At 44.0% G+C, this 23,159-nt stretch carries 19 protein-coding genes; 11 read left to right on the plus strand and 8 right to left on the minus strand.

Annotation, left to right across the window (positions count from 1 at the left end):
* The first annotated feature begins 8 nt into the window (after positions 1-8).
* Together FLM48_RS09765 and yqfB are read left to right on the plus strand one after the other, a co-directional pair.
* Positions 9-215 carry a hypothetical protein gene (locus FLM48_RS09765; protein ID WP_179024499.1) on the plus strand — a complete coding sequence of 69 codons (207 nt, stop codon included), beginning with the start codon at positions 9-11 and terminating at the stop codon, positions 213-215.
* A 236-nt stretch (positions 216-451) separates the two neighbouring features.
* A complete protein-coding gene (gene yqfB, locus FLM48_RS09770; RefSeq protein WP_179024500.1) occupies positions 452-772 on the plus strand; it encodes a N(4)-acetylcytidine aminohydrolase in 321 nt (106 codons plus the stop codon).
* Between the two features lie 10 nt (positions 773-782).
* On the opposite strand, the gene FLM48_RS09775 is transcribed toward yqfB, so the two are convergent.
* A complete protein-coding gene (locus FLM48_RS09775; protein ID WP_179024501.1) occupies positions 783-4,862 on the minus strand; it encodes a hypothetical protein in 4,080 nt (1,359 codons plus the stop codon).
* A 258-nt stretch (positions 4,863-5,120) separates the two neighbouring features.
* On the opposite strand from FLM48_RS09775, the gene yegD reads away from it, so the two are divergent.
* The 3 genes from yegD (at position 5,121) to FLM48_RS09790 (ending at position 8,221) form a co-directional block, all read left to right on the plus strand.
* On the plus strand, positions 5,121-6,488 hold the full coding sequence (yegD, locus tag FLM48_RS09780; RefSeq protein ID WP_179024502.1) for a molecular chaperone: 1,368 nt from the start codon (positions 5,121-5,123) through the stop codon (positions 6,486-6,488).
* 59 nt (positions 6,489-6,547) lie between these two features.
* Positions 6,548-7,024, plus strand: coding sequence for a CreA family protein (locus tag FLM48_RS09785; RefSeq protein ID WP_179024503.1), 477 nt, complete (start codon positions 6,548-6,550; stop codon positions 7,022-7,024).
* Positions 7,025-7,117: 93 nt separating this feature from the next.
* Positions 7,118-8,221: a PilT/PilU family type 4a pilus ATPase gene (locus FLM48_RS09790; RefSeq protein WP_179024504.1), complete on the plus strand. Its 1,104-nt coding sequence runs from the start codon at positions 7,118-7,120 to the stop codon at positions 8,219-8,221.
* A gap of 34 nt (positions 8,222-8,255) precedes the next feature.
* On the opposite strand, the gene FLM48_RS09795 is transcribed toward FLM48_RS09790, so the two are convergent.
* From FLM48_RS09795 to pdsR, 3 genes are all read right to left on the minus strand, one after another.
* Positions 8,256-9,428 (minus strand): cystathionine beta-lyase, encoded by a 1,173-nt coding sequence (locus FLM48_RS09795; RefSeq protein ID WP_179024505.1) that lies wholly within the window; start codon positions 9,426-9,428, stop codon positions 8,256-8,258.
* 111 nt (positions 9,429-9,539) lie between these two features.
* The gene (pdsS, locus tag FLM48_RS09800) at positions 9,540-11,717 is read right to left on the minus strand and encodes a proteobacterial dedicated sortase system histidine kinase (protein WP_179024506.1); all 2,178 of its coding nucleotides are present in this window, start codon (positions 11,715-11,717) and stop codon (positions 9,540-9,542) included.
* Between the two features lie 2 nt (positions 11,718-11,719).
* Entirely contained in the window at positions 11,720-12,412 is a 693-nt protein-coding gene (gene pdsR / locus FLM48_RS09805; protein WP_179024507.1) for a proteobacterial dedicated sortase system response regulator, read from the minus strand.
* A gap of 223 nt (positions 12,413-12,635) precedes the next feature.
* Between pdsR and pdsO the strand changes: the two genes are divergently transcribed.
* Genes pdsO through FLM48_RS09820 form a run of 3 tightly spaced genes read left to right on the plus strand, consistent with a single transcriptional unit; the run spans position 12,636 to position 16,215 of the window.
* Positions 12,636-13,370, plus strand: coding sequence for a sortase-associated OmpA-like protein PdsO (gene pdsO, locus FLM48_RS09810; protein ID WP_179024508.1), 735 nt, complete (start codon positions 12,636-12,638; stop codon positions 13,368-13,370).
* Positions 13,371-13,390: 20 nt separating this feature from the next.
* A complete protein-coding gene (locus FLM48_RS09815) occupies positions 13,391-15,592 on the plus strand; it encodes a marine proteobacterial sortase target protein (protein ID WP_179024509.1) in 2,202 nt (733 codons plus the stop codon).
* Positions 15,589-16,215 carry a class GN sortase gene (locus FLM48_RS09820; RefSeq protein ID WP_179024510.1) on the plus strand — a complete coding sequence of 209 codons (627 nt, stop codon included), beginning with the start codon at positions 15,589-15,591 and terminating at the stop codon, positions 16,213-16,215. Before FLM48_RS09815 ends, FLM48_RS09820 begins: the two co-directional genes overlap by 4 nt.
* Here the strand turns inward: FLM48_RS09820 and FLM48_RS09825 are convergent.
* From FLM48_RS09825 to FLM48_RS09840, 4 genes are all read right to left on the minus strand, one after another.
* A complete protein-coding gene (locus FLM48_RS09825; protein ID WP_179024511.1) occupies positions 16,186-17,205 on the minus strand; it encodes a GGDEF domain-containing protein in 1,020 nt (339 codons plus the stop codon). The two genes, FLM48_RS09820 and FLM48_RS09825, sit on opposite strands and share 30 nt — an antisense overlap.
* 182 nt (positions 17,206-17,387) lie before the next feature.
* Positions 17,388-20,009 carry an MlaD family protein gene (locus tag FLM48_RS09830; protein ID WP_179024512.1) on the minus strand — a complete coding sequence of 874 codons (2,622 nt, stop codon included), beginning with the start codon at positions 20,007-20,009 and terminating at the stop codon, positions 17,388-17,390.
* Complete coding sequence (locus FLM48_RS09835; protein WP_179024513.1) at positions 19,996-20,628, minus strand: paraquat-inducible protein A; 633 nt, start codon at positions 20,626-20,628, stop codon at positions 19,996-19,998. Before FLM48_RS09835 ends, FLM48_RS09830 begins: the two co-directional genes overlap by 14 nt.
* A complete protein-coding gene (locus FLM48_RS09840; RefSeq protein ID WP_028774002.1) occupies positions 20,621-21,247 on the minus strand; it encodes a paraquat-inducible protein A in 627 nt (208 codons plus the stop codon). The genes FLM48_RS09835 and FLM48_RS09840 overlap by 8 nt, the downstream gene beginning before the upstream one ends.
* A 256-nt stretch (positions 21,248-21,503) precedes the next feature.
* On the opposite strand from FLM48_RS09840, the gene FLM48_RS09845 reads away from it, so the two are divergent.
* The 3 genes from FLM48_RS09845 (at position 21,504) to proQ (ending at position 23,155) form a co-directional block, all read left to right on the plus strand.
* A complete protein-coding gene (locus FLM48_RS09845) occupies positions 21,504-21,779 on the plus strand; it encodes a YebG family protein (protein ID WP_179024514.1) in 276 nt (91 codons plus the stop codon).
* 28 nt (positions 21,780-21,807) lie between these two features.
* Positions 21,808-22,266 (plus strand): GAF domain-containing protein, encoded by a 459-nt coding sequence (locus tag FLM48_RS09850; protein ID WP_179024515.1) that lies wholly within the window; start codon positions 21,808-21,810, stop codon positions 22,264-22,266.
* A 271-nt stretch (positions 22,267-22,537) separates the two neighbouring features.
* Positions 22,538-23,155, plus strand: a complete 618-nt coding sequence (proQ, locus tag FLM48_RS09855; RefSeq protein ID WP_179026336.1) for an RNA chaperone ProQ — start codon at positions 22,538-22,540, stop codon at positions 23,153-23,155.
* Positions 23,156-23,159: the final 4 nt, after the last annotated feature.

The following is a 23,159-nucleotide window of genomic DNA, read 5'->3' on the forward strand; positions in this document are numbered from 1 at the left end:
ATATAATAATGACAATTAGCAAAATGTTTAAAGTTGTAATAGTGGGTTTAGGGTTAGGCGCAGCTGTAACTGCATACGCATTTAACCCATCTTGTTCTCAGTGTAATCGTGCTTGGGAGGCTTGTTTAGTGTCGGGCGACAAAACACCGATGCAATGCAGTAATGAGTTTAGAGCGTGTGCCCGCCAAGTACCGGGTTCTTGTAATTTCTACTAAATAGACGAACTAAGAAAATAAGGGTGTAACTCTTGATGTTTACCCCCTTATTTTTTTAAGCCGAACTAAAAGGGGGAAGTATATGCAATAAAACTCTAATGTGTGGTTTTGATTTTTTTGGTAACTGTACATTAAGTAACACCAATTACTTTTATAAATATGTCGCGTTAGTTGGCCAATAAACATGGTATAATTAGGCATGTACTAGCTGTCATTTTTCCTAAAAGAACTAATATATGCCAGATATTGCCCCATCAACCATTACCTTTTTTGACTTCTTAACTCCACTAGTGGCTTCGGGGAAGAAGACCATAACCATTCGTGACGAAGCTGAAAGCCATTATGTTCCTGGTACTCAAGTCGCTGTGTTTACCTTAGAGACCCAAGTCAAAGTGTGCGACATTGAAATCCTGAGTGTCGAGCCCATCTTGTTTAGCGAACTTAATCAGTTTCATGCTAAACAAGAATATCTTCCGTTAGATAAGCTCAAGCAAATTATCCGCGATGTCTACCCCGATACCGAGCAGCTTTACGTGATTACCTTTAAATTAATTTAAACGTTTACTATTACTTAGGTAGACCATTCCCCATATTAGTCCTAATGCTGGCTATAGATGAAAGAGCCGCACTGATGCCGCCTAACAACACAAATATTGATTGGCCAGACGTTAGTGCTAAACCTATGACAGCCATAAAAATTAGGATAGTAAAAGGTACTTTGAAATTATTCCAAGTGCCTGCTGAACCACGGCGCTTTAACTGTTCGAATACCTTTTGAGATTCTGCGTATTTGACATAGATTTTGAATGTCTCATTAATTATCTTTAAATCGATGCCGTTAGGGTGAAGCTCGATCAAACCTTTTTGACCAAGGATACTAATTAAGTTTTTGTTTTGGGGGTTTATTTGTTCATCTCGTGCTAAATAGAATAAGGCTAGCTTTTCATTGTCATTACAGCTTTCCCACTTATATCGATAGGTCGCACTGTAATGGTGTAGTAAATAGCTGTACGTGTGGGCTCGAGATAAATTTCGGTTAAACTTAGTAGTGAGGTCTGAACTTTTTTCGTTGCAATAGAAACGCTTTAGTTGCAACGGAATAGCTGCTAGTTCGGGTAAGGACGTTTGCTCTTTGACAGCGATACTTTTGTCTAGGCCGATATAGTAAGTATCCAGCTCATCTGCCAGCTCAACATCAAAGTCCATTAGACATTCAGACCAAGCTAACATATCTCTATGTTCCAAAGTTTCAAACTTCTTAAGCTGTAACTCGTCCAGCCAGTTCAATTTATCTAATGTAGAACTAGAGCAATGCAGGGTAACGGTTAGGTTGGTGACTTGATTTTGTTGCTTGAGCTCTTCAATAAGACGCAGCAATTGTGTGCGTGTGAAGTGAGTTTCAAGACAAATTTCTAGATCCCATAGAGACATGGCATTTTCAGCAGCGTCGTATGAATATTTTATGCTAGGTAACATTTCTCTATAATTGATCGTTTTGTTAGCCTGCTGTGGGTGTTCATTCAATTGCTCTAAGGGCTGGTAATTTGATTGATCAGCATTAACTGCCGATTTTAGTTCACGAAATAAGTCGTCATCCCTAGTAGCAAGCGCATGCGGTAGGCTTTCGCCATGGCGCTTAGTCATGCCCAAACAAATTGTTAACTTGGCCGTTTGTGACCCACTCGCGTCTTGGTTTGTTTTTAGCTCAGATAAAGCTAGACTGCGGTTAAGCCTCCGCATGAGTGTTAAGTGTTTCCGAGTACCTGTAGACAAAAGTAATCTTGGCTTTACCCACCAGCTGTATATTATGAGCCAACTCGCACTGAGCAAAATCGAGAGTATTACCCATAGGCTTGAAAGACCTAACAGCTCAACCGGGGACAATTTAGCTTGTTCCTTTACAATCGCAGACAACTGTTCATCTACATAGTGCTCAAGTAACCTTAGCTGTGTGTAAGTTGTAAAATCGACAGGCTTGGAGGCTTTAGTTATATCTTGGGTAAACCATTCGCAGATAGGCATTTCAGTTTGCTGACTAACACAATGACTCAGTGTTTTTGGGTAATACTCACGGTAGAACTTGGAGATGTCTCGAGTATTATTTTTCATAATATGTTCGTGCACTAGTTGTTGATATTTATTGAAGGTGAACAGGCTAGATTGATAGGTAGGTGTGATGACTATTATGCAAGCTACTAGCGTAATTCCAGTAGAGAATGTGGCTTTATGCTTAACAATGCTTTCTATCTTAAAATCGGTGAAGTGGGATCGGCTTTTTTTTAACTCCTTGAGAATATAAAGCCCAGCTAATGCTAAAGTACTCGCTAAAGTAATTGAAAAAATGGCTGCAGAGACTTGCAATGACTCTATTACTACTAAGTACCAGACTGTAATTAATGTTGGTAGGTGCAATCGATAGAAAAAAGGGTGCTTTATACCATTGACTACAACTTCTGTACGCGACTTATTTCTAAAACCGACATAGAGTGTATAGAACAAATACATCAATGATGAGGTTATAGCTATTACTATAGTTATAGCGGTTAGTAAATATGAAAATTGATTAACCGTTAGCGTTTTAAGGCTGTTGTCAGGTAGAAAAGCTGTCACAGTATAAGGGCCTGTAATACTATGAGTTTTGTAATATCGCCCTGGTTCACCATGGTAAAAACCTTTAAAGCTAAGTTGTTCCTCTTCGTTGCTGACTGAAGTGGCTAACCATGTTGCAAAGGCTTTTGAGTTTTCGCTATTAAGTGTGACTAGATTTTCTTTAAGACTTCGTTCATTCTCAGTATGGAATATGACTTCGCCAGTATTAATATTACTAATCATAATAATCAGATCAGATATCCATTGGTTATTTTCTATTGAATCGTGTTTATCTACGGACATTAATAGACTACTAGGTAGATAGTAATCACCAGCGATAACCTGATTCGGAAAGCTCGACGGTACACTGATGGTAGTGCCTAGAGAACCGTTGGTGACGTTGTAAAGGCGTTGTAAGTAGAACTTTTCTCCTTGTGTCTGCGGGTTATTATTTGTTGGAAGAGACCAGCTATTACCTCGTTGAATTTGTTTTATATAGTTTCGATGTGACAGATTGGTGCCGCTAGTTAAATTGGCCTCGTGATGATGAATGGATAAAACTGTAATACCTTTATCGTTGGCAATAAAAGCACTAAGGGGAAATGGTTGATCGCCATTGTACTGAGTCAGGCCGTTTTTGATTTTTTCTATATCAAGTCGCTGTCCATCTTGGGCATGGTTTTCTCTTTCGTTTGGTGGAATAAGGTCGTTACCGATAAACCTTATGCTATGAGTTTCTGTCTCATCTTCGCCTTGTACATTTTCTGTTATAAATTGCAATGTCTCACTAGATAAGAAACAACTACCCTGATTGAAAGTCTCCTCTAACTGTTCATTTTTTTTAGTTCTTGACGTTGTTTTTTTCTGGTAAAAGTTGGTGTTGATAATTTTTTTTGCTTTAGCGGTTAGCTCTTCGCAATCAACTTTGTCATCAATGGACCAAATGTACTCAAATAGTTGTTTCTGTTCTAAAAGATTTTCTGTGGCATAATTTATGTCGTTTTCAAAGTCTAATCTAAACTGTTTGATTTTTTCGACAGTTAATTGATGTCGGTGGTCTTTGACTCGATTTTTGAAACTTAGGGATAAGGTCAGTGCTAAAACTGTAAACAGTAGTCCATAGAGCGTAACGATCGATAGGTTTCTTGTTAGCTTTGTTAAGCTTGCATTGATAGGGTAAAACCAAAGTAGCGTCGCAACCCAGATACTTAAGAGCAAAAATAGTCCACTGACTAAAAATGGTAGGTTATGGGACAGCGGATCTCGACTCATTAGTTTCGCATGGGAGAGTATCGCGACTAAAACCAGCTCATCACCTTGGTTAAGTTCAGAGTAAACCATGGGATGAAAAAATATTCGATAACGTTGTCCACCTAACTCTGTATCCGTAAAACTGGTTTGACCCAAACTTATTTTTTCTTCAGTAGGTGCTAAAGGTTGGGCACGGCTAGATAATATCTTCGATATGCCGGATTTTTCGGCCTCTTTATAAACCTTATTGATTAGCTTGTTAATATTACTGATGTTATGGATGCTGTATTTATTTGAATGGCCGATTATTTTGTCATCATTGTTAGCTAATAGTATTTCATCAAACTGGTTGGGTAGCTGGGACAGTACTTCGTTAATCTCAATGGCTTGGAAATTACCTTCATCATTGTTGTCTATTTTATCTTCACCTTTTTTCCGAATACAAATATCACTTACGCCTTTTTTTGGATTATCCCCATTTAGTTCTCGGCTAGCATCCTCTCTAGTGGGCGGACCCAAGAATAAACAGGTTCCATTTGCAGTATCTAGGTTTATTTCACTATAGGTATTGTATTGTCTCGCCAGGGTTTTTGAATCATCATATTTACTAAGCGCTGCTATTCTGGCTATTGTATGGCTGAAAGAGTCTTCAACCTCGGATAGTTGACGAAAGTAATCGACATTAACTTGCCTATCTATATCGCTTTTATAGTCAAAATAGATTCCAGTGGAGACAACACCGGCGAGTATTAAAATTAAGTAGGCAGTTAAATTGCTTTTCTTTTGAGTTTTTTTGTCCGCATCCATGAGACGTTTCAGGTAAAATAAGTTGAATAGTTAGACTAGTTATAGGTTATTAATTAATCAAACTTGATTTCGAATATACAGTCAGAAGTACTATGGGAAATTATATATTTCTTATTTTTGAATATTGGTTGCAACGCTAGTAGTCGATTACGGCGTTTTACTATTTGTGATGACCTGTAGGAATTTTTGTTGTTGCCATTGCCTTTTACAGCGAGTGTGTTAACTTTGCCGGCTTTTTTAGAGTCTTTGGAGTGAACCATGTTTGTTGGTTTTGACTACGGCAGTGCCAATTGTGCTGTCGGTGTAATGGCAGCGGGTGAAGTGAAGCTTGTACCGCTAGTAAATGGTAGCCAGTACATCAGCTCCACCCTTTACGCAATGGACAGGGAACTGATCGCTGAAGCGGTGTTAAATCAAATGCCAGCTGCATTTAGACCAGACTATGCCAAATTACGTTCCTCCCAATTAGCGCGTGCCCGAGCGGCGAGACGAGAGTTAGATCTTGACGCTGATGAGCAGGCTGTGTTTGTCGGACAAGCAGCAATTGATGCCTATTTAGATATGCCTGAAGAAGGCTTTTATGTCCGCTCACCCAAATCATTTTTGGGCGCAAAAGGCTTGCGTAGCGAACAGATTGCTCTGTTTGAAGATATTGTCACTATGATGATGCTCCATGTGAAGCAATCTGCCGAGCAAAGTTTAGGTGAGCCAATTACCCATGCCGTCGTGGGGCGTCCGGTAAACTTCCAAGGGATTGGCGGTAAAGAGAGCAATCAACAAGCAGAATCAATTCTACGTTTAGCGGCAAGGCGTGCCGGCTTTATTGACGTAGCCTTCCTGTTTGAGCCGATTGCCGCAGGTATGGATTATGAAGCGAGCCTAACTGAAGATAAATGTGTGTTAGTGGTCGATGTGGGTGGTGGTACTACTGACTGCTCTGTGGTGAACATGGGGCCGACTTTAAGTGGTAACTCCGACAGAAGTGCTGATTTTCTGGCTCATACCGGACAACGTATTGGTGGTAACGATCTTGATATAGCGCTCGCTATGGGCGCATTTATGCCACACCTGGGGTTAGATACACTAATGACCAATGGCCTACCAGTGCCAAGCAAGCCTTTTTGGAATGCGGTTGCAGTCAATGATATCAGTGCGCAGCGCGAATTTGCCGCTTTGAGTTCAAAAACACTCATTTTAGATCTCATTAAAGATGCTCAATCGCCTCAGTTACTGCAGCGTTTATTAAAGGTGCAAGCTGATCAATTGGGCTATCGTATTGTGCGAAGTGCTGAGTCGGTAAAAATTGCGTTATCGGATAATGTTGCCACCGACGCGCCACTAGATTATTTGCACCGTGGCCTACACGCCAATGTGACTGAGGCTATGTTTATTGAAGCAATTCAGGCTCCTAGTAGTAAAATTACTCATTTAATGCAGCGGGCGGTTGAACAAGCAGGCCAATCACCAGAGGTAATATACGTCACTGGCGGTACTGCGCGAAGCCCTGCGATATACAGTGTTATCGCATCGCTCTATCCGCAAGTACCGATTGTAGTTGGGGATCACTTTGGTAGTGTAACTGCGGGTTTAACGCGCTGGGCGCAAAAAGTATTTAACGGGAAATAAGCTATTGGCGTTGAACGCTGATAGACTGAAGTTACTAATGGAATAAGGGAAATTTGACAATGATACAGCGTTTATTGCTGGGTTTATTAGGCACAATCTTGCTGGCGGGTTGCGGCGATGATGTTGGTAAAGTGAGTTTGGGGCTGTTTACCACCAAAGATGTGGTGATAGATGCTCGTGACGATCCAAAAATTGCCGGGGTGACTTGTCATATTAGTCGAGTGGAAGCTAATTTAGATTTTGCCGATCCCTCCGACATGAGCATTTCCTGTCGACAAACCGGGCCGATAAGTCGTGCCGATATTGCAGCGATTGACCGCAGTAAAAATGGTGAAATTGTATTTAAAGAGTCGTTAAGTATCTTATTTAAATCACTAAAAGTGCGTCGAATTTACGATGCAGAAAATCAAACTTTGCTGTATTTGTCGTATTCAACCAAAGAGACCAATGGGAGCCATAAACACGCACTGTCGACAGTGCCTTTGTATGGCACAGAGGCTTGGGTCGACAACCAAAGTGAATCTGCCCCAAATTAGTGGTTAGTACTACAGGTTATTGATTTTCTGCTATGTTTTAAAGGCAACCTTGAGGGTTGCCTTTTATATTGGACTCGCAGGTAAGGGATGCCTATGGGAATTGCAAAGTACTTAAAGTTAATGGTGTTAAAGCAAGCATCGGATCTGTTTTTCAGTCCTGATGCGCCTGTACTGATTAAAATAGAAGGTCAATGCAGCCCAGTCGAACAGCAAACGATATTGCATGCTGATGATGTTAAGAGTTTGGCGTACTCATTAATGAAAGATCGCCAATTAGCCCAATTTGAGTCTGAGTGGGATGTCAGTATTGGTATAACCTTAGCTGGTGTAGGTCGATTTCGAGTCAGTATTTTTAGGCAAATGGCTGATGTGGCGATGGTCATTAGACATATCAAAACTGAACCACCGCAATTACATGAACTGAATCTACCGCCGTGTTTAGCAGATTTAGTCATGCAGCCGAGAGGATTAATTTTGGTTGCTGGCGCTACGGGATCAGGCAAATCGACCACATTGGCTTCAATGATTGATTATCGCAATGCTAACCAACCTGGACATATTCTTACCATTGAAGACCCCATCGAATTTGTTCATAGCTATAAACAAGCCATTATTAATCAACGTGAAGTTGGTGAGGACACTAAAAGCTATGCTCAAGCATTGCGCAGTGCGATGCGCGAAGCACCGGATGTGATACTCATTGGCGAGATCCGCGATCAAGAGACAATGAAAAATGCGATTTCCTATGCTGAGACCGGCCATTTGTGTTTAGCGACTATTCACGCAAGCAACAGTATAGAAACGTTAGATCGAGTGATAAACTTTTTCCCTGAAATTGCCCATAAGCAGTTATTAATTGATTTGTCTCACAATCTTAAAGCGGTTATCTGCCAACGTCTAATCCCAGGAGTGGATCAAAAGCGTTGGCCTGCGATTGAAATCCTTCGAGATACCCCGTTCATTAGAGAGCTCATTCGACGCGCAAAAATTGATGATATTCGTGATGCACTTGAACGTAATTTGGAACAAGAAGTGGTGACATTTGATGAGGCGATACTGCAGCTGTATAAGCAGGGGAGAATAGATAAACAAGCAGCGCTTAATTTTGGCGATTCACGCCATAATTTAGAAGTGAAAATCCGTTTACTTGAAGGTAAAGGTATCAGCGATGACTATCAAGATATTGAGGTCAATTAATCAGGGTGGCCAATACCACCCTGAAAAGGATCCATTATAGTGCTTGGTTGAACCGCTCAAACGCCGCATCTAGATCGGCAATTAAGTCGTCAACATTCTCCAATCCAATATGTAAACGTATCAGCGGCTTACCGCTATCCCACTGGGTCGCAGTACGCAGCTTATCGATGCCAAAAACGCCCAAAATTAAGCTCTCATAGCCGCCCCAAGAAAAGCCCATCTTAAAGTGCGCCATGTTCTCAACAAATGCGGTAACAGACTTGATGTTGCCTTGCTTTAAAACGAAGGAAAACAGGCCATTGGCACCGCTAAAGTCGCGTTTAAAAAACTCATGGCCGGGGCAAGTTTCAAATGCCGGATGACGAATATGATCAACTTCTGGGCGGTTAGCCAACCAGTTGGCAATCTTAAGGGCGTTTTGTTCATGCTGAGCCATACGTACACCTAGTGTTCTAAGGCCGCGGCTGGCAAGGTATACGTCATCGGGTGAGGTGCATTGGCCCATCAGGTAGCTGTTTTCCCTGAGTTGCTCCCAATGTTTTTCATTGGCGGTTGCAGTCCCCATCATTACATCACTGTGGCCCACAATATACTTAGTGGCCGCCTGAATGGAGATGTCGACGCCCATGTCAAATGGGCGGCTATTAATAGGCGAAGCCCATGTATTGTCGAGCATAACTGTCAAATCATGTTGATGCGCGATTTTGCATAAAGTAGGGACGTCTTGTACTTCCATGGTAATAGAACCTGGCGATTCTAAGAACAAAACCTTGGTATTGGGTTGAATAAGCTCGGCGATACCTGCGCCAATCATAGGGTCGTAATAGGTGGTTTCGATACCATAGCCGGCCAATAATTTATTACACAAATCGCGAGTCGGCTCGTATGCGCTGTCAACCATCAACAAGTGATCGCCGGCTTTTAAAAACGACATGAGCGCAGCGCTAATGGCGGCACTACCTGAAGGGTAGAGTGCGGTGCCTACTCCGCCTTCGAGTTCAGCAATGGCAGCTTGAAACGCGAAATGAGTCGGGCCACCACGGCGACCATAAAACATTTCACCATTGGCGCGGTTCTTGGTGGCAAACCGCATCTCTTCGATGGTATCAAACACCATAGTTGAGGCTCTAAATACCGGCGGGTTGATCACCCCTTTAGTCCACTTTTTATCGCGGCCTACGCTAACAATTGCTGTTTCTTTTTTCATGAACATTACACTCTGTCGCTGACGTCTATTTAGCCATCTTAACATCTGTACGGCTAAATAGAAGTGGTGCGTGCGCTAAGTTGAATAATTTAGAATTAACGCGCTGTATTATTAGCCTGAATACAATGGCAATTTAATGGTGATCTGGACGCCAATGGCCTGCTGTTGTTCATCAAGCAGGTTTTTGGCTGTGATGCTGCCTTGATGGAAGTCGCAGATGAGCCTAGCAATATAGAGCCCAAGTCCTAAGTGCGGCTTTTCTTGGGCTTTTTGACTGCGCACTGACACCATAGATTCAAATATTTGCTCACCCATATCGCTAGGCAATGCCGGGCCATGATTACTCACTATGATGATGGCTTGTTTGCTGCTGGCGCTTAAATCCACGGCAATAGCACTCTCTTTAGGACTAAATTCAATGGCATTGGCAATCAGTTTATCCATTAGTTGGGCGATATATTCCGGTACACCTTGCATTGGCATCTGCTGCTCACTGAGATTAAGGTTAAATGTCTGCTCTGGGTAGGTGAACTGATAACCTTGCATCACGCCCGCGATGACCTTGTTTAATGCAAACTCGTCTAGCTCAGCTTGCGATAAGCTTTGTTCTAAGCGAGTGGCTTCACTCATATTGTTAAGGATCATATTAAGCCTGCTGACCCCTTCTTGCGCACGATCAACGTATTTCTGACTGGCTTCATCCAAGGCTTGGTTGTTGAGGTGCTCGAGTGAGGAGCGCACTACCGCCACAGGTGTGCGCAGTTCATGGGAGAGCCGAGATGACATATTTTCCAAATAGTGGGTGTACTGACCTAAACGACTAACAATGTTGGAGAAACTGCGTGACAAATCACCAATCTCATCCCTCACTTTGGAGCCTTCAATGGCTTTTTGAATTCGGCCCTGGCTATCAATGGCTTGTTCGGCATCATCACGTAGCCGTCTAATGCGGCTAGAGATGCTCGACGCAAAGAAAAACAGCGCCAGTGTTCCCATACTCATAATGGTGAGAATGACATTAAACAATTTTTCTAGTGCGCGATTACGCAAAGTGCGAATGCCATGGGTTGTCTCCTCAGCTATGACGACTCCCATCACTTTATCGTCAATCCAGATTGGACTGGCTGCTGCCAGCACTACAGCCTTGTTATCGGGAGTCAGTCGCCATGTAGAGCCTTGCTTTCCTTTTAAGGCCAACTCAATGTGACTGCCGTTGAGAACCGTTGAATCTTGCAAAGAGTCGACAAAATCTTTCGGTGGCGTGGTTAGAATTTTATAATAAAGCGGGTGCAGGTACTGCTGCTTGAATTGGTCCCAAGCATTGTCTGCTGGTTTATCCGCTGCGGTTTTTGTCCACACACTTTGGCTAGCGCGAATGTCACCCGATTTAGCCAATACGCGTCCATGCTTGTCTACGACCCATATACGCGAGCTATTATGGCTCATACCTTTGATAATGCTTTCAATTTCGGGGGAGGGTACGAGTACGGTTCCAAGCTTTTCAACATCATCTATGCCCGAGGTACCGATAATGGCTTCGATGTTGCGGCTGTATTTGGAATTGACATCGGCAATGGCAAAACCAAGTTTACTGCCAACCATGTGCAGCGGCATTCTTAGTTCAACATTGTACCCTTTGTCGGTCTTCAGCCATTTGCCTTGAATACGTACTTCAGGCGTTACCGGCGTGCGCTTGTTGGGGTCAAGGGGGAGTTCAAACGCGCTAACCCAACCATCTTGAGTGGTAGAGACGATATAACGCCTAAACTCGCCGTCTGGCGCCAAGGTGGCAATACTTAAATGATCATTATTATCGATTTGTAGGCTGTTACTGCCTCGATATATTACGCTAGGGTCTGTGACTTCAAAAAATGCATATAGGTAGCCAGAATACTTGCCGACCATATGCTCAAAACTCAGGGTTAATGGCTTAGCGGGATCAGCGCGGTAAATCTGGTATTGCTCAGCATAATTGATAGAACGGTGGCGATAGGCATCCCAATCACCTAACTTGCCATCAAGTTGAATTGGACGTGCCAACGGGTAAGCATACAGGTCGCGGCCTAGCTGTACTTGATTAAGAAAACTGGCTTGTTTGTCAAACAGCTTTGGTCTCTCATGCAGGGCGGTTGCCAGTGCTTGAGTCGTACCTTCAAGGGTTTTTTCCTGTCCGTGTCTGAGGTATTTTTCCATCTCCCACACGTACTGATAACCCAACCAAGGTAGGCACAATAAAAACAACGATAAAATGGCAACTTTTGAGCGTAGACCAATGGGCGGATGGTACATAGTTAACCTTGTGGATCCCAGCGGTAACCCATACCGTATACGGTATCAATGCAATCAAATTCGCTATCTTGCTGTAAAAACTTTTTCCGAATCCGTTTAACGTGCGATGTAATCGTGCTGTCATCGACATAGATTTTTGCATCTTGCATTAACGCTTGGCGACTGCGGACATGGCCAGGGTGCTTGGCCAGCGCATGTACCATCCAAAACTCTGTAACGGTTAGCTCAATGGCTTGTTGCTTCCAATAGACTTGGATGCGATTGGCATCGATAGTTAAATCACCGCGTTCAATTAAGTTATCTTGCTTGGTTGTTTGCGCGATGAGCTCGCTGCGGCGAAACAGCGCCGCTAAGCGTGCAATCAGGTGCGGGAAGCTGACGTCTTTAGTGAGGTAGTCATCCGCACCCAGTCTCAGGCCACATACCGTATCAAAGTCACTGTCGCGGGCGGTCAGAAAAATGATTGGCAAACTACTGGATAGGGCTCGCAGCGATTGACAGAGAGTAAATCCCCCATCAATTTCATCTTCTAAGCCAATATCTATTATGGCCAAATCGGGTAAGCGTGTGGCAAATGCCTCCATCGCACTAGGACGATTGGCATAGGCTTGAACTTGGTAACCTTGTTGCTGCAATACTTCTTTATAGTTTTCGCGGATAGCCGCTTCATCTTCAACGATGGCAATACGTTTCATAACCAACGAGTCTCTTTTACTGCTTTGATTGTTCGAACTATACAGTAATTTTTGCGGGTTTAAAGGCGTGCAGGCCAATTGCCATTTTGTTGCCACATTTGATCGACGCAATGCCATTTTTGCCGCCCAATGTAGCCATTTCAAATCGTTTTAATAGGTGACATCAAGTTCATCGACACATTAAGTCGACATCTAACAAACAGTTGAAATAAAGGAATACATTATGAAAAAGCAACTTCTAAGCGCATTAATTATCTCAAGCGTTACTTTCTCTCAAGCGAGCTTCGCCGAGCAAGCACAAGAGCCTGAAACCCGCAGCCATAACGAAGAGCTCATTGGCCTAAGCTCGGGCATTGTCCTGGGTGCTGTGGTAGGCGGCCCCGTTGGTGCGATTATTGGTGCCTTTACCGGAACCATCATTGGTAAATCTGTTGGTGATGAATCAGAGCTGAAAAGTAATAGTGCGCAATTAGCAATGCAACAAGATGAAATTGCCAACCTTGCAGCTGAAAAACAGCGTCTGGCGGCCAACCAGCAGCAAACCAAACAGCAACTTGTGGCGTTAAAACAGGCGCAGTCTACTCGTTTAGCTGAGCTGACTTTAGGCCTCAATGTGCAATTTAAAACCGGCTCTTCAGAAATCCAACCGCATTTTCAAGCGCAGTTAGATGAAGTGGCCTACTTGCTAAATCAATCTCCTAGTTTACGACTCGACCTCACCGGCTATGCCGACAGACGTGGCGATTCAACCTACAACCAAGCCTTGTCAGAGCAGCGAGCGGCAGAAGTGAGAGGTTACCTAGTTAATAAGGGGGTGGAAGTGGCACGACTAGACACCAGTGCCTTTGGTGCTAGCTCACCACTGAATCAAGAACAGAATTTTGAGAATGACTTTTTTGATCGCCGTGTCACCTTACGCTTAGTGACCGAAGAAACTGCTGTTGCAGCCAACCACTAAGTGATTTTGGGAGCAATACGATGGACATTGCATGCTCGAAGGAATGGCAACACCACCCAAAAGGGCTCCCGTTGGGAGCCACTTGGGCCAAACACATTTTAGTGACCTTTTCTGTAGCCGTTATGCTGTTAAGTGACGCAGTTATGGCGATGAGCGCCATAGAACCGACTTTAGGTCAAAGCTACATTAATTATCAACTGGTTGAACAAAGCGGCAAGCTTTTTGACGGTAGCCCCACACAACTGGTTAGCTTGCCCACTCAAACTGATGTCGAAATGCAGGTCACGGGTTGGGTTAATCGTGCGCGGGTCAAACAAACTTTTGTTAATCACACCGAGCACTGGATGCGGGGGCAATTTCAATTTCCCTTACCCCATGATGCGGCTATTGATACGCTAATCATGCGAGTCGGCGAACGAAAGCTGGTTGGGGTGATTAAGCCCAAAGCGCAGGCCAAAGCCATGTTCGAGCAGGCGCAAAAGCAGGGTAAGACAGCAACATTAACAGTACAGCGACGACCAAACCTGTTTAGCAATGCCTTTACCAACCTCGCACCGGGCGAGACCTTGCATGTCGAACTGGTCTACCAGCAAAGATTGCAGCTACGTAATGGTCAGTTTGCATTACGCTTTCCAACGGCCATCACACCTAGGTATGAGGCAGTTAGGACGAGCTCAGCTTCTAGGATTGATGATGCAGCTTTGGCTCCTGCAAATACCAGTTTTGTCGCGGCGAAGCAGGCACATATGACTCTCAATATAACGCTGAATGCTCAAGCTGATATCAGCAGTATTAGTGCGCCGTACCATGATATTGAGGTCAGCTCGAAAAACAGTAGCGAGTTGAATGTTGCGTTAAAGGAGGCGACGCGGCCCGAGCGTGATTTTGTGCTCAACTGGCAAATGCGATCTGCACAGCAACCTGTGATAGCAGCATTTAGTCAGGCAGGGATCACCCATAGAGGGTTGCCAAGCACAAAAGATAATGAATTTTTGCAAGATTCGTTACCTAGTGCTGAGCAAGAATATGGCTTAGTGATGGTGAATCCGTCTTACGGCTCAGAGCGGCAAGTACATCGTGAACTGATATTGGTGGTTGATACGTCGGGCTCAATGTACGGTGAGTCAATACAGCAGGCTAAATCTGCGCTGATAACGGCATTGGCTGACTTAGGCAGTCAAGATACCTTTAATATCATTGCTTTTGACTCTCACACCCGCAGTTTTGCCCCTTACGCGATGCCAGTGACTGCCAGAATGCTTGGTAAGGCCCAGCAGTTTATCAGGCAACTGTCTGCCGATGGTGGCACGGAGATGTCCGCTGCGTTAACTGAGGCTTTGCAACATCAAGTGCTAGCCAACCCACATCAGGGCAATGTTGCAAGCAAGGCGCAATTACGCCAAGTGATATTCATAACCGACGGCGCGGTAGGGAATGAGCAAACCCTGTTCAATCAAATTACCGAACAACTGGGTGACAGCCGGTTATTTACCGTGGGTATTGGTGCTGCGCCAAATGGTTATTTTATGGAAAAGGCTGCTAGGGTCGGGCGCGGGACTTATACCTATATTGGCAAAGTTGAAGAAGTCGAAGTCAAGATGCAGCAGTTGCTAAGCGCAATCTCTACTCCTCGTCTTACCGACATCAAAATAGCAAGCAAAAGTGGCCAGCCATTAGATGTTTGGCCGCAACGTCAGCGCGATGTGTATCAAGATCAGGCACTGATGTTCAGCTATAAAAAACCACTGGTTGCAGATAGCATCGTTATTTCAGGCCTGTTGGATGGACAATACTGGTATACCGAGGTTGAACCGCAGCCGGCGAGCGAGATGCCAGGGCTCGATATTGTCTGGGCGAGAGAGAAAATTGCCGGTCTGATGCTGGCAAGACGGTCTGATAACCGTGACGCTATCAAGCGCGAAGTCACTGCCTTAGCGCTTTCCCATCACATTGTTAGTCAATACACCAGCCTAGTCGCTATCGATGATGTGGCACGGCGTAATCAAGGCCAGTCATTAATGCAGGGGCAAACAGCGCAAAATCTCCCTAAAGGCTGGCAGGTTGGACGCTTGCCGCAAACTGCAACGATGAGCCCGTTATTACTATTTCTGGGCAGTGTCATGTTGATGTTCGGTGGGGCTTTATATGTCAGTTATCGACATTTATTCAACATCAAGGGCAGTAAACTCGCCCTTGAGGGTTCTGTGACGGGGCCAGTATGAACAAATCAGCAAATTTTACGGCAACACTTAAGCTAAAGATCTGTGTGCTTGGATTGGTACTTGGTGGTGTTGCACTCATTTTTTCTGGAGGATATATGCAAGCTAAAGCCCATTTTGCTCAGTTTCTTATCGAAAACGCTTGGCAAAAAACCTTGAATGACAGTCAGTTTCATAAGCCTTGGAGTTGGGCTGATACCTATCCGGTAGCCAAATTACGCTTTGAGCGTCAGCAAGGAGACAGAAATGATCTGTATGTGCTGGCTGGGGCTTCTGGGCGAAATTTAGCTTTTGGCCCAGCTGCAATGTTGGTAGATAACGAAATTAATGTATGGGGTAATACTGTGATTGCGGGCCATAGAGATAGTCATTTTTCACTACTTAAGTATGTTAAACCCGGTGATACGATAGCAGTGGAAGATGCCAATGCGGATGAAATGACCTATCGGGTTGTTAATACTCAGATAGTGCATCAATCACAAATTGAATTTTCTGATAATGACGAGGTTATGTTAACCCTAGTGACTTGCTACCCATTTGACAGTATCAGTCCAAACACTGAATATCGTTTAGTGGTGACGGCGCTGCCTGTTTCATCAAATAGGCATTACCCGATTTCGGCCTAGTCGTTTGGCTTCGTACAATAGTCCGTCGGCGCGCTCTATTAACTTAATTGCGTCGTCAGACTTTTGCCATTCTGTTACCCCAAATGATGCTGTAACATTATCAATTCTTTGGTTTTTACGACGATCCTTTAAAGATATTTTCTCCATAGAACGGCGCATTGCATCGGCTAAGTGACGTGCTTTGCGTTGATGGCTGTGGGGGACAATAATGGCAAACTCTTCACCGCCGTAGCGATAAATTTGGCTGCCATCCCTGCAAGACTCACTTAATCGTTTAGCAACGACTTTCAATACCTGATCGCCTAGTAGGTGGCCATAGGTATCATTAAAGTCTTTAAAATGGTCAATATCGGCGAGGATTAAGCAGCAACCTTGGGGGGATTGATTGAGAATACCGTCTAAATCGCGGTCAAAGGCCCGCCGGTTGAGCACGCCAGTGAGCGCATCGTGATAGACATCGTTTTCAGACTGCTTTAGTTTGCTTTTTAGTGACTCAATTTCCGATTGAGCTTTGTCCAGTTGACCAGTAAAAAATTGTGTTGATTGGCGGATATCGTCAGATTCTTTTACTAATTCGCGCACCAATCCTAGGACTTTTTCCAAACTTACGCCTTCTTCTTCAATACGGTTTAGGCGGTTAAAGTTGGTATCTACTCGAGTTTGAAACTGACTGGCATCGTGGTTGGTGTCTTTTAATGATTGCGACAATTCAGTAGCCATAGCTTCTAGGTTCTGGCGCATATCAATTAAATCAATTTCAACGGGATCGCTAATGTGTTCGCGATACAGCATTTCTGCTTTTATTGGCGGACAGGTTTGGTATTGCTCAATCACACTATCGAGCTTTTCAACCAATTGTGGGCTCTGCTCACCCACGTAGGCGTACCATAACGCATAGTTAGTTGGGGTCGTCGGTATTTGATGCTTTAACATCAAAGGTACAGCTTTTTTAAGGTTGGCAGCTGCTTGTTGCATCAGATTCTTTGACATAATTTTCCTGTCTGACTTACTCACTGACGTAGTGATTGTTATCGCGTTATCTACTTAAGCCTGTGATTGCTGAGGCCTAAGTTAAAGTTTACGAGAAGCGGCCAACTTGTCCAATTAAAACTGACTTCATCATAAAAAAAGGCAATAACTTTGCAGCTATTGCCTTTATATTCGAAGAGAGTTTAGGGTTTTTGTTGGACCGGTGACCACTGTAACCATTGCTCTTCGGCTTTCGGTGCAATGATAAATTGTTGCCCGGTGGCGATTAGATTGCTTTGTGATGTCACTAATTCAGTGGCCACGCCTATACCGCCTGCCAATATGGTTTCTAGGGAGCCAGTTTCTACTTGCGCGCCTGAAAACAGGCCAAAGTCGACTTTAATACCAGATAGATCCCAGAACTGACTACTCTGATTGACCAAGTGAGCAAAAGGTTGTTCAACATGGGCTGTCAATTCAATTTGATTCCCTGCGCCGTTCAATTGATAGTGATCAATTTGGCCAATTTTAACGCCGCGATACACCAGAGGCGTACCGATATTTAGGCTGCCCAGTGTGTCGCGGATCAATGTAAAGCGTACATCGCCTTCGTTGAGGGTTAATGGTGCGCTTTGTTCGCCGTAAAACTCGAATGATGAGGTGCCGCTATTGCCCGGTGTCACACTAACGTAGGCCCCGGTTATCAAAGTCTCTGGTGCTTCGATGCCAGTAATAGATACTTTGGCTTCGGTAATCGTGTAGTGGGCGTCATCTTGAGTAAATTTATCGGCGTAGTCGCCATATAAGTAACCAATTGCAGTGAGGTTTTGCAGATCGTTATCTAGGCTCACTTGCTCAATTTCGCCAACCTGATGACCTTGATAACGAATAGCCGCTTTAGCGCTTAGTTTGGTAGAAGCAGGGAAGTGCAGCTTCACGGCAACGGCTTGGGCTTCAGCTAACACTTGGCTTTGGTAGAGATAGTCACTGTTAGCTTGCTGATCTTCAGCGAGTAGGCTTAGGGTGATGCTGCCTTTAAGGGCTCCCTCGATCGGGGCAACGTCAATATCAACACCACTCAGACCCGCATTGATTGTCATTGCGCTATTGCGCCAAAACACGGTATTTGGCTGTATCAGTCGTTTAAAGGTTTTGTCGATACCGATTTCAATGGCGAAATTATCTTGGTCCGCTTGCCAGTTAACTTGGTTAACTTGACCGATCTGCATTTTCTTATAATACACAGGGGCATTGGCAGAAAGTTGACCGCCATCGGGACTGCTTAAGGTAATCAGGGTTTGTGAGGCGCGACTCATTGCTTGTTCTGCTGCATCGGCAGAGGCATACAAGTTGGCTTTGCTGCCCGTGCTTAGTAAGCTTGAACTATCACCCGATATTAGGCTTATTGCCCCTTGCGAGAAGGTGTCTAAATCTCGGGTGGTGACACTCACACCATCTAAAGATGCATCAATAGCAAATACCGACTCGGGCAGGAAATAGCTGTTTTGTTTCAGTAAACTTGCATAAACCGCATCAATTTCGACTTGATATTCAACCGCTTTAAAATCATCGCTAAATGCCACTTTGGTGACTTTACCTATGGGGAGTTGTTTATAGCGAACTTGAGCGCCTTGCTTAATATTGGGGTTTTCGCTAGCCGTCAGTTGTAGTGTAATTGGCTGCGCATTGATTATTTCTGGGGCTGACTCAAGCAGGTTGTAACTGTCTTTGCTCGGCCCTTGACCTGGCATAAAGTTGACGATACTGCCGGTTATCAGTCGACTGGCGTGCTTGACGCCAGCAAATGAAATGTCGGCACCTTCAATCCAAAACTTGGCTGTACCCGTAAGTAAATCAGCATATTGGTGGTCTATCTTTGCCTTAAATTCGACCCCTGTATCATCTAGGTTAGATTGCACGACTCGGCCAATTTCAATGCCGCGGAATTGGATACGGCTGCCTTCGCTGATTTGGTCAGCATTGCTGGCAATTAAGGTAAACTCTTTGCCGCCATAGGCTAACGCTTCACTTTCATAGAGGTTAAAGTGCTGACCGGTTTGTGCGGTAGCATTACCCGTTGAGCTAAAGCTTATGCCGCCAGCTAGAATAGCCGCTAAACTTTCTGTTTTAACGCTAATGCCATTGAGTGACGCATCAATATCAAATCCTGATACATTCCAAAACTGTGAATCTACTTTCACCAAATCAGCGTACTTTTGTTGAATGTAGGCATTAAAAACAATCTTTTCACTGGTCTCTAAGCGATAGCTAATGACTTTACCTACGGGTATTTGTCGATAATAAACCTGTGAACCAACATCTAACGAGCCTAAGGTGTCACTGGATAGTTCAATCACTAATCCGTCATTACCCGGCAGCATCACTGGCGTTTCACGTGCAGCTTCAAATACCGAACGAGAATCGCCGTCACCGGGCTTAATGGCGATATAGTTACCAGAAAACAGCGCATCAAGGCCTTCGACGCCGGTGATAGAGGCTTTGGGCGTAACCAACCAAAATTGGGTGTTATCATTTAGAAACGGCGCTGCACGGTAATCCATCAATACATCTACATTCACGCCTTGCAGATCATCATCGATACTGATGTCTACCACTTTACCCACGGTAAGACCTTGATAACGCACTAAGGTTTTACCTACATCGATACCGGTGGCACTTGGAAAATGAATGCGTACTTCGACACCGGATTCTCGGATGCTTTTTACCCCTAACCAGGCGCCGAGCACCAATGCGATGATCGGCAGTAACCATATAGGTGAAAATAGTTTTTTCTTAACGACTTTGGGTGTTTCAATTTGTGTCATTGTCTAATTCCAATCTATCCCATAATAGGCGAGTGTCGAGTACTTTTGCGGCTAACTGTGTCAAGAGAATCACAAGGGCAAATGCGGTAGCAGCAGGGGCAGGCTTAGCATCAAGTAACTGTCCCATATTAACTAAAGCGGCGGTAATGGAAATCACAAACAGATCTAACATGGACCAGCGTCCAATCCACTCAATGATGTGAAAACCGGACATTAAATTCTTTTTGGAAATGGGCATTCGAAAACTAATCGCACACAGATAGATACTGAGGCCGACAATTTTCAACATAGGTACCAAAATACTAGCGGTAAATAAGATGATGGCAATTGGCATCAACTCAAGTTCCACTAAGTGGGTAATTCCACTGAAAATGGTATCTTGGCGCATGGTACCTTGGCTTGTCATAATGGTGATAGGGTAGACATTGGCCGGTATCAACAATATGGCTGCAGTGATCAACAAGGCCCAGCTTTTTTGCACACTGGTATAATCCCGTGCTGAAATCGTTGTGCCACAACGTTGGCACTGACGATCTTCTATTTTGCACAATTTAAGACAGGTCTTACACGGTGCCAGTCCATTGTCTTTGCCCTGAACTTGCTTGGCTTTATCAGTCATCTAGCATGCTCCACATATGTTCAAGGTCATATTCACGCTGTAAAAAAATCGTCATAACAAACAGCATGGTGAAGCAGAAAGTGCCCATCCCAAAATATAAATCAGTATAGTCAGACAGTTGGAACACCGAGACTAAAATACTGATCATGTAGATTTCTAGCATAGTAAGTTGCGATAACAAGCTTTGCTGCCTGAGTAGTTGGCGCAATACTTCTCTGAAAAAGGGGCTGCTAAGTTGATATTTTACAATAAGAATTTGCGCCAGTATGGATGCAATCAGCAACCCAGGCGCGATGACCGCTGCCGTAATGACCGCAATCCCCACTATCCAGTAGCCTTGCTGGGCGACATTGATGGCGCCCTCTGCAATCGTTGTGGTTCTGATACTGCCAAGAAAATGCAGTTCTAAAACGGGAAGTAGGTTGGCTGGGAAAAAGAAGATAAGCGCAGTTAAGCACAGGGCCAGCATGCCATTGATAGAGCAATAAGGTGTGTCGTAAAGTGCAGTATGGCAACGCGGGCACAAGGCTCGCACCCCGGTGGGCAACGCACGTTTGCTTACCACTAGATCACACGAACGGCATAAAATAACACTTTTATCTAAAGCACATTGCTGCATATCTTGTGTGACTCAATACCTATTGATGTTGGTTTGCAAAAATGAAAAAAAACCAATGTTTATTGACCTAAACCCAGCACAAATAAACATCAAAGCGTTATGATACAAAGGCTAACCGTCGCATTTTAACATCAAAAAGAGTGTTTTTATGCAAACGATGGTTACGCAATAATATCAGATTATTTCCAATACTTGCATAAGAAGTTGATTGTGTGAGATTCTAGCACTGTATATAAAAACAGTAATGAGGGTAGGCATGGCAGTTATAACTAAATTTGTCGTGGTCAGAGAAGGGGTGGAGAAGATGACATTCACATCTAAAAAGGAGGCGGATGCATATGATAAGATGCTCGATATCGCCGACAACCTGCTTCCTTTTATCAGCGAAGCTGACCTAGGATTCGACGATGAAGCAAGTGAAAAGCTGAGCTTTTATTTGGCACAGCATAAAGATCAATTAATGGCGCTGCTTAAAGGGACGCCGGTTAAGAAGGCGCCGGTTGCTAAAAAAGCAGCCAAGAAAGCTGATTAACATCGAGATAAATTGTTAGGAAATTTGTATGAACTCCCCGTGTTACGACACTTTAGCAAAACAGACAGAAGCTTTATTGGCTGGCGAAGATGACTTTGTTGCAGCAATGGCGAATTTTTCAGCGTTAGTGAATGATAATCTTGATGATATCAATTGGGCTGGCTTTTATATTTTTAAGCAGGACCAATTAGTATTAGGGCCATTTCAAGGTAAAGTTGCCTGTACTCGTATCCCTATGGGCCGAGGAGTGTGTGGCACGGCAGCAGCTGAAAACCGTACCTTACGCATTGCAGATGTCCATGGGTTTGATGGTCATATTGCCTGTGATGCGGCCAGTAATTCTGAAATTGTTATCCCGGTTCGTCGTGATAATCAGGTGATTGCGGTGTTAGATATCGATAGTCCTTCGTTGGACAGATTTAGTGAAACTGATCAAATCGGGTTAGAAAAGCTAGTAAATTCGTTTGAAAAGACGTTATTCGCCTAAACTACAACCAATTTTTATCAATTGAAGGTCGCAATCGTCAGTATCCTCCTTATAATAGGCTGCTGGAATGAACCCAAGTGTTACATCATATTTCTATGAGTGAATCACACTTGGTGTTTGTTATTTGTAATTGCTAAGGTATGTTGGTGACCGCGCAGAAAATAAATGATCGACTATTTGTTTCTATGCGTAAGCTAACAATGATGAACGACACTGGCTGCTACTCAACTAAAGTGCAACTAAGTGCCCCTTTTTAACTGTGGAAGTAATGATGGAATCAACAGAAAAGTTGACCGACACCAACGCGATACTCGCGTATTTATATGAAACATTTCCTTTGTGCTTTATCGCCGAAGGTGAAACTAAGCCGCTTAAAATTGGATTGTTTCAGGATTTGGCTGAAAGGTTAGCTGATGATTCAAAAGTCAGTAAGACTCAGTTGAGAATTGCACTGAGACGCTATACTAGTAGTTGGCGTTACCTTAAAGGGGTTAAAGCGGGCGCTCAGCGCATCGACTTAGACGGTAACCCTTGTGGTGAGCTAGAGCAGGAGCATATTGATCACGCTCAAGCTACGCTAAAAGAAAGCCAAGACAGAGCCAAGGCCAAGCGTGCTGAGAAAGCCGCTAAGTCTGAAGGTCAAGCACCTAAGGCAACGAAGAAGCCGGTTAAGAAAAATCCGCCGAAACGTAAGCCTGCAGCTGCACCTAAAGCGGTTAATTTAACACCAGCTGTGTTAAATGAATTGAAACCAAATCAACGTGTGAATGTCAAACTTGGCAAAGCCCCTGTTAAGGGCGTTATCTTGGACATTAAGAAGCAAGATGTTCAAGTGCAGTTAGATTCGGGATTGACCGTTAAAGTTCGGGTAGAACATATCCTATTGTAACTGC

The organism is Shewanella sp. Scap07 (genome assembly GCF_013394145.1).
Lineage (GTDB): Bacteria > Pseudomonadota > Gammaproteobacteria > Enterobacterales > Shewanellaceae > Shewanella > Shewanella waksmanii.

What these genes read in the sequence shown, in the direction of transcription:
- FLM48_RS09765 (WP_179024499.1), top strand. Translation starts at nt 9, where the DNA reads ATGACAATTAGCAAAATGTTTAAAGTTGTAATAGTGGGTTTAGGGTTA.
- yqfB (WP_179024500.1), top strand. Translation starts at nt 452, where the DNA reads ATGCCAGATATTGCCCCATCAACCATTACCTTTTTTGACTTCTTAACT.
- FLM48_RS09775 (WP_179024501.1), bottom strand. Translation starts at nt 4,862, where the DNA reads ATGGATGCGGACAAAAAAACTCAAAAGAAAAGCAATTTAACTGCCTAC.
- yegD (WP_179024502.1), top strand. Translation starts at nt 5,121, where the DNA reads ATGTTTGTTGGTTTTGACTACGGCAGTGCCAATTGTGCTGTCGGTGTA.
- FLM48_RS09785 (WP_179024503.1), top strand. Translation starts at nt 6,548, where the DNA reads ATGATACAGCGTTTATTGCTGGGTTTATTAGGCACAATCTTGCTGGCG.
- FLM48_RS09790 (WP_179024504.1), top strand. Translation starts at nt 7,118, where the DNA reads ATGGGAATTGCAAAGTACTTAAAGTTAATGGTGTTAAAGCAAGCATCG.
- FLM48_RS09795 (WP_179024505.1), bottom strand. Translation starts at nt 9,428, where the DNA reads ATGAAAAAAGAAACAGCAATTGTTAGCGTAGGCCGCGATAAAAAGTGG.
- pdsS (WP_179024506.1), bottom strand. Translation starts at nt 11,717, where the DNA reads ATGTACCATCCGCCCATTGGTCTACGCTCAAAAGTTGCCATTTTATCG.
- pdsR (WP_179024507.1), bottom strand. Translation starts at nt 12,412, where the DNA reads ATGAAACGTATTGCCATCGTTGAAGATGAAGCGGCTATCCGCGAAAAC.
- pdsO (WP_179024508.1), top strand. Translation starts at nt 12,636, where the DNA reads ATGAAAAAGCAACTTCTAAGCGCATTAATTATCTCAAGCGTTACTTTC.
- FLM48_RS09815 (WP_179024509.1), top strand. Translation starts at nt 13,391, where the DNA reads ATGGACATTGCATGCTCGAAGGAATGGCAACACCACCCAAAAGGGCTC.
- FLM48_RS09820 (WP_179024510.1), top strand. Translation starts at nt 15,589, where the DNA reads ATGAACAAATCAGCAAATTTTACGGCAACACTTAAGCTAAAGATCTGT.
- FLM48_RS09825 (WP_179024511.1), bottom strand. Translation starts at nt 17,205, where the DNA reads ATGTCAAAGAATCTGATGCAACAAGCAGCTGCCAACCTTAAAAAAGCT.
- FLM48_RS09830 (WP_179024512.1), bottom strand. Translation starts at nt 20,009, where the DNA reads ATGACACAAATTGAAACACCCAAAGTCGTTAAGAAAAAACTATTTTCA.
- FLM48_RS09835 (WP_179024513.1), bottom strand. Translation starts at nt 20,628, where the DNA reads ATGACTGATAAAGCCAAGCAAGTTCAGGGCAAAGACAATGGACTGGCA.
- FLM48_RS09840 (WP_028774002.1), bottom strand. Translation starts at nt 21,247, where the DNA reads ATGCAGCAATGTGCTTTAGATAAAAGTGTTATTTTATGCCGTTCGTGT.
- FLM48_RS09845 (WP_179024514.1), top strand. Translation starts at nt 21,504, where the DNA reads ATGGCAGTTATAACTAAATTTGTCGTGGTCAGAGAAGGGGTGGAGAAG.
- FLM48_RS09850 (WP_179024515.1), top strand. Translation starts at nt 21,808, where the DNA reads ATGAACTCCCCGTGTTACGACACTTTAGCAAAACAGACAGAAGCTTTA.
- proQ (WP_179026336.1), top strand. Translation starts at nt 22,538, where the DNA reads ATGGAATCAACAGAAAAGTTGACCGACACCAACGCGATACTCGCGTAT.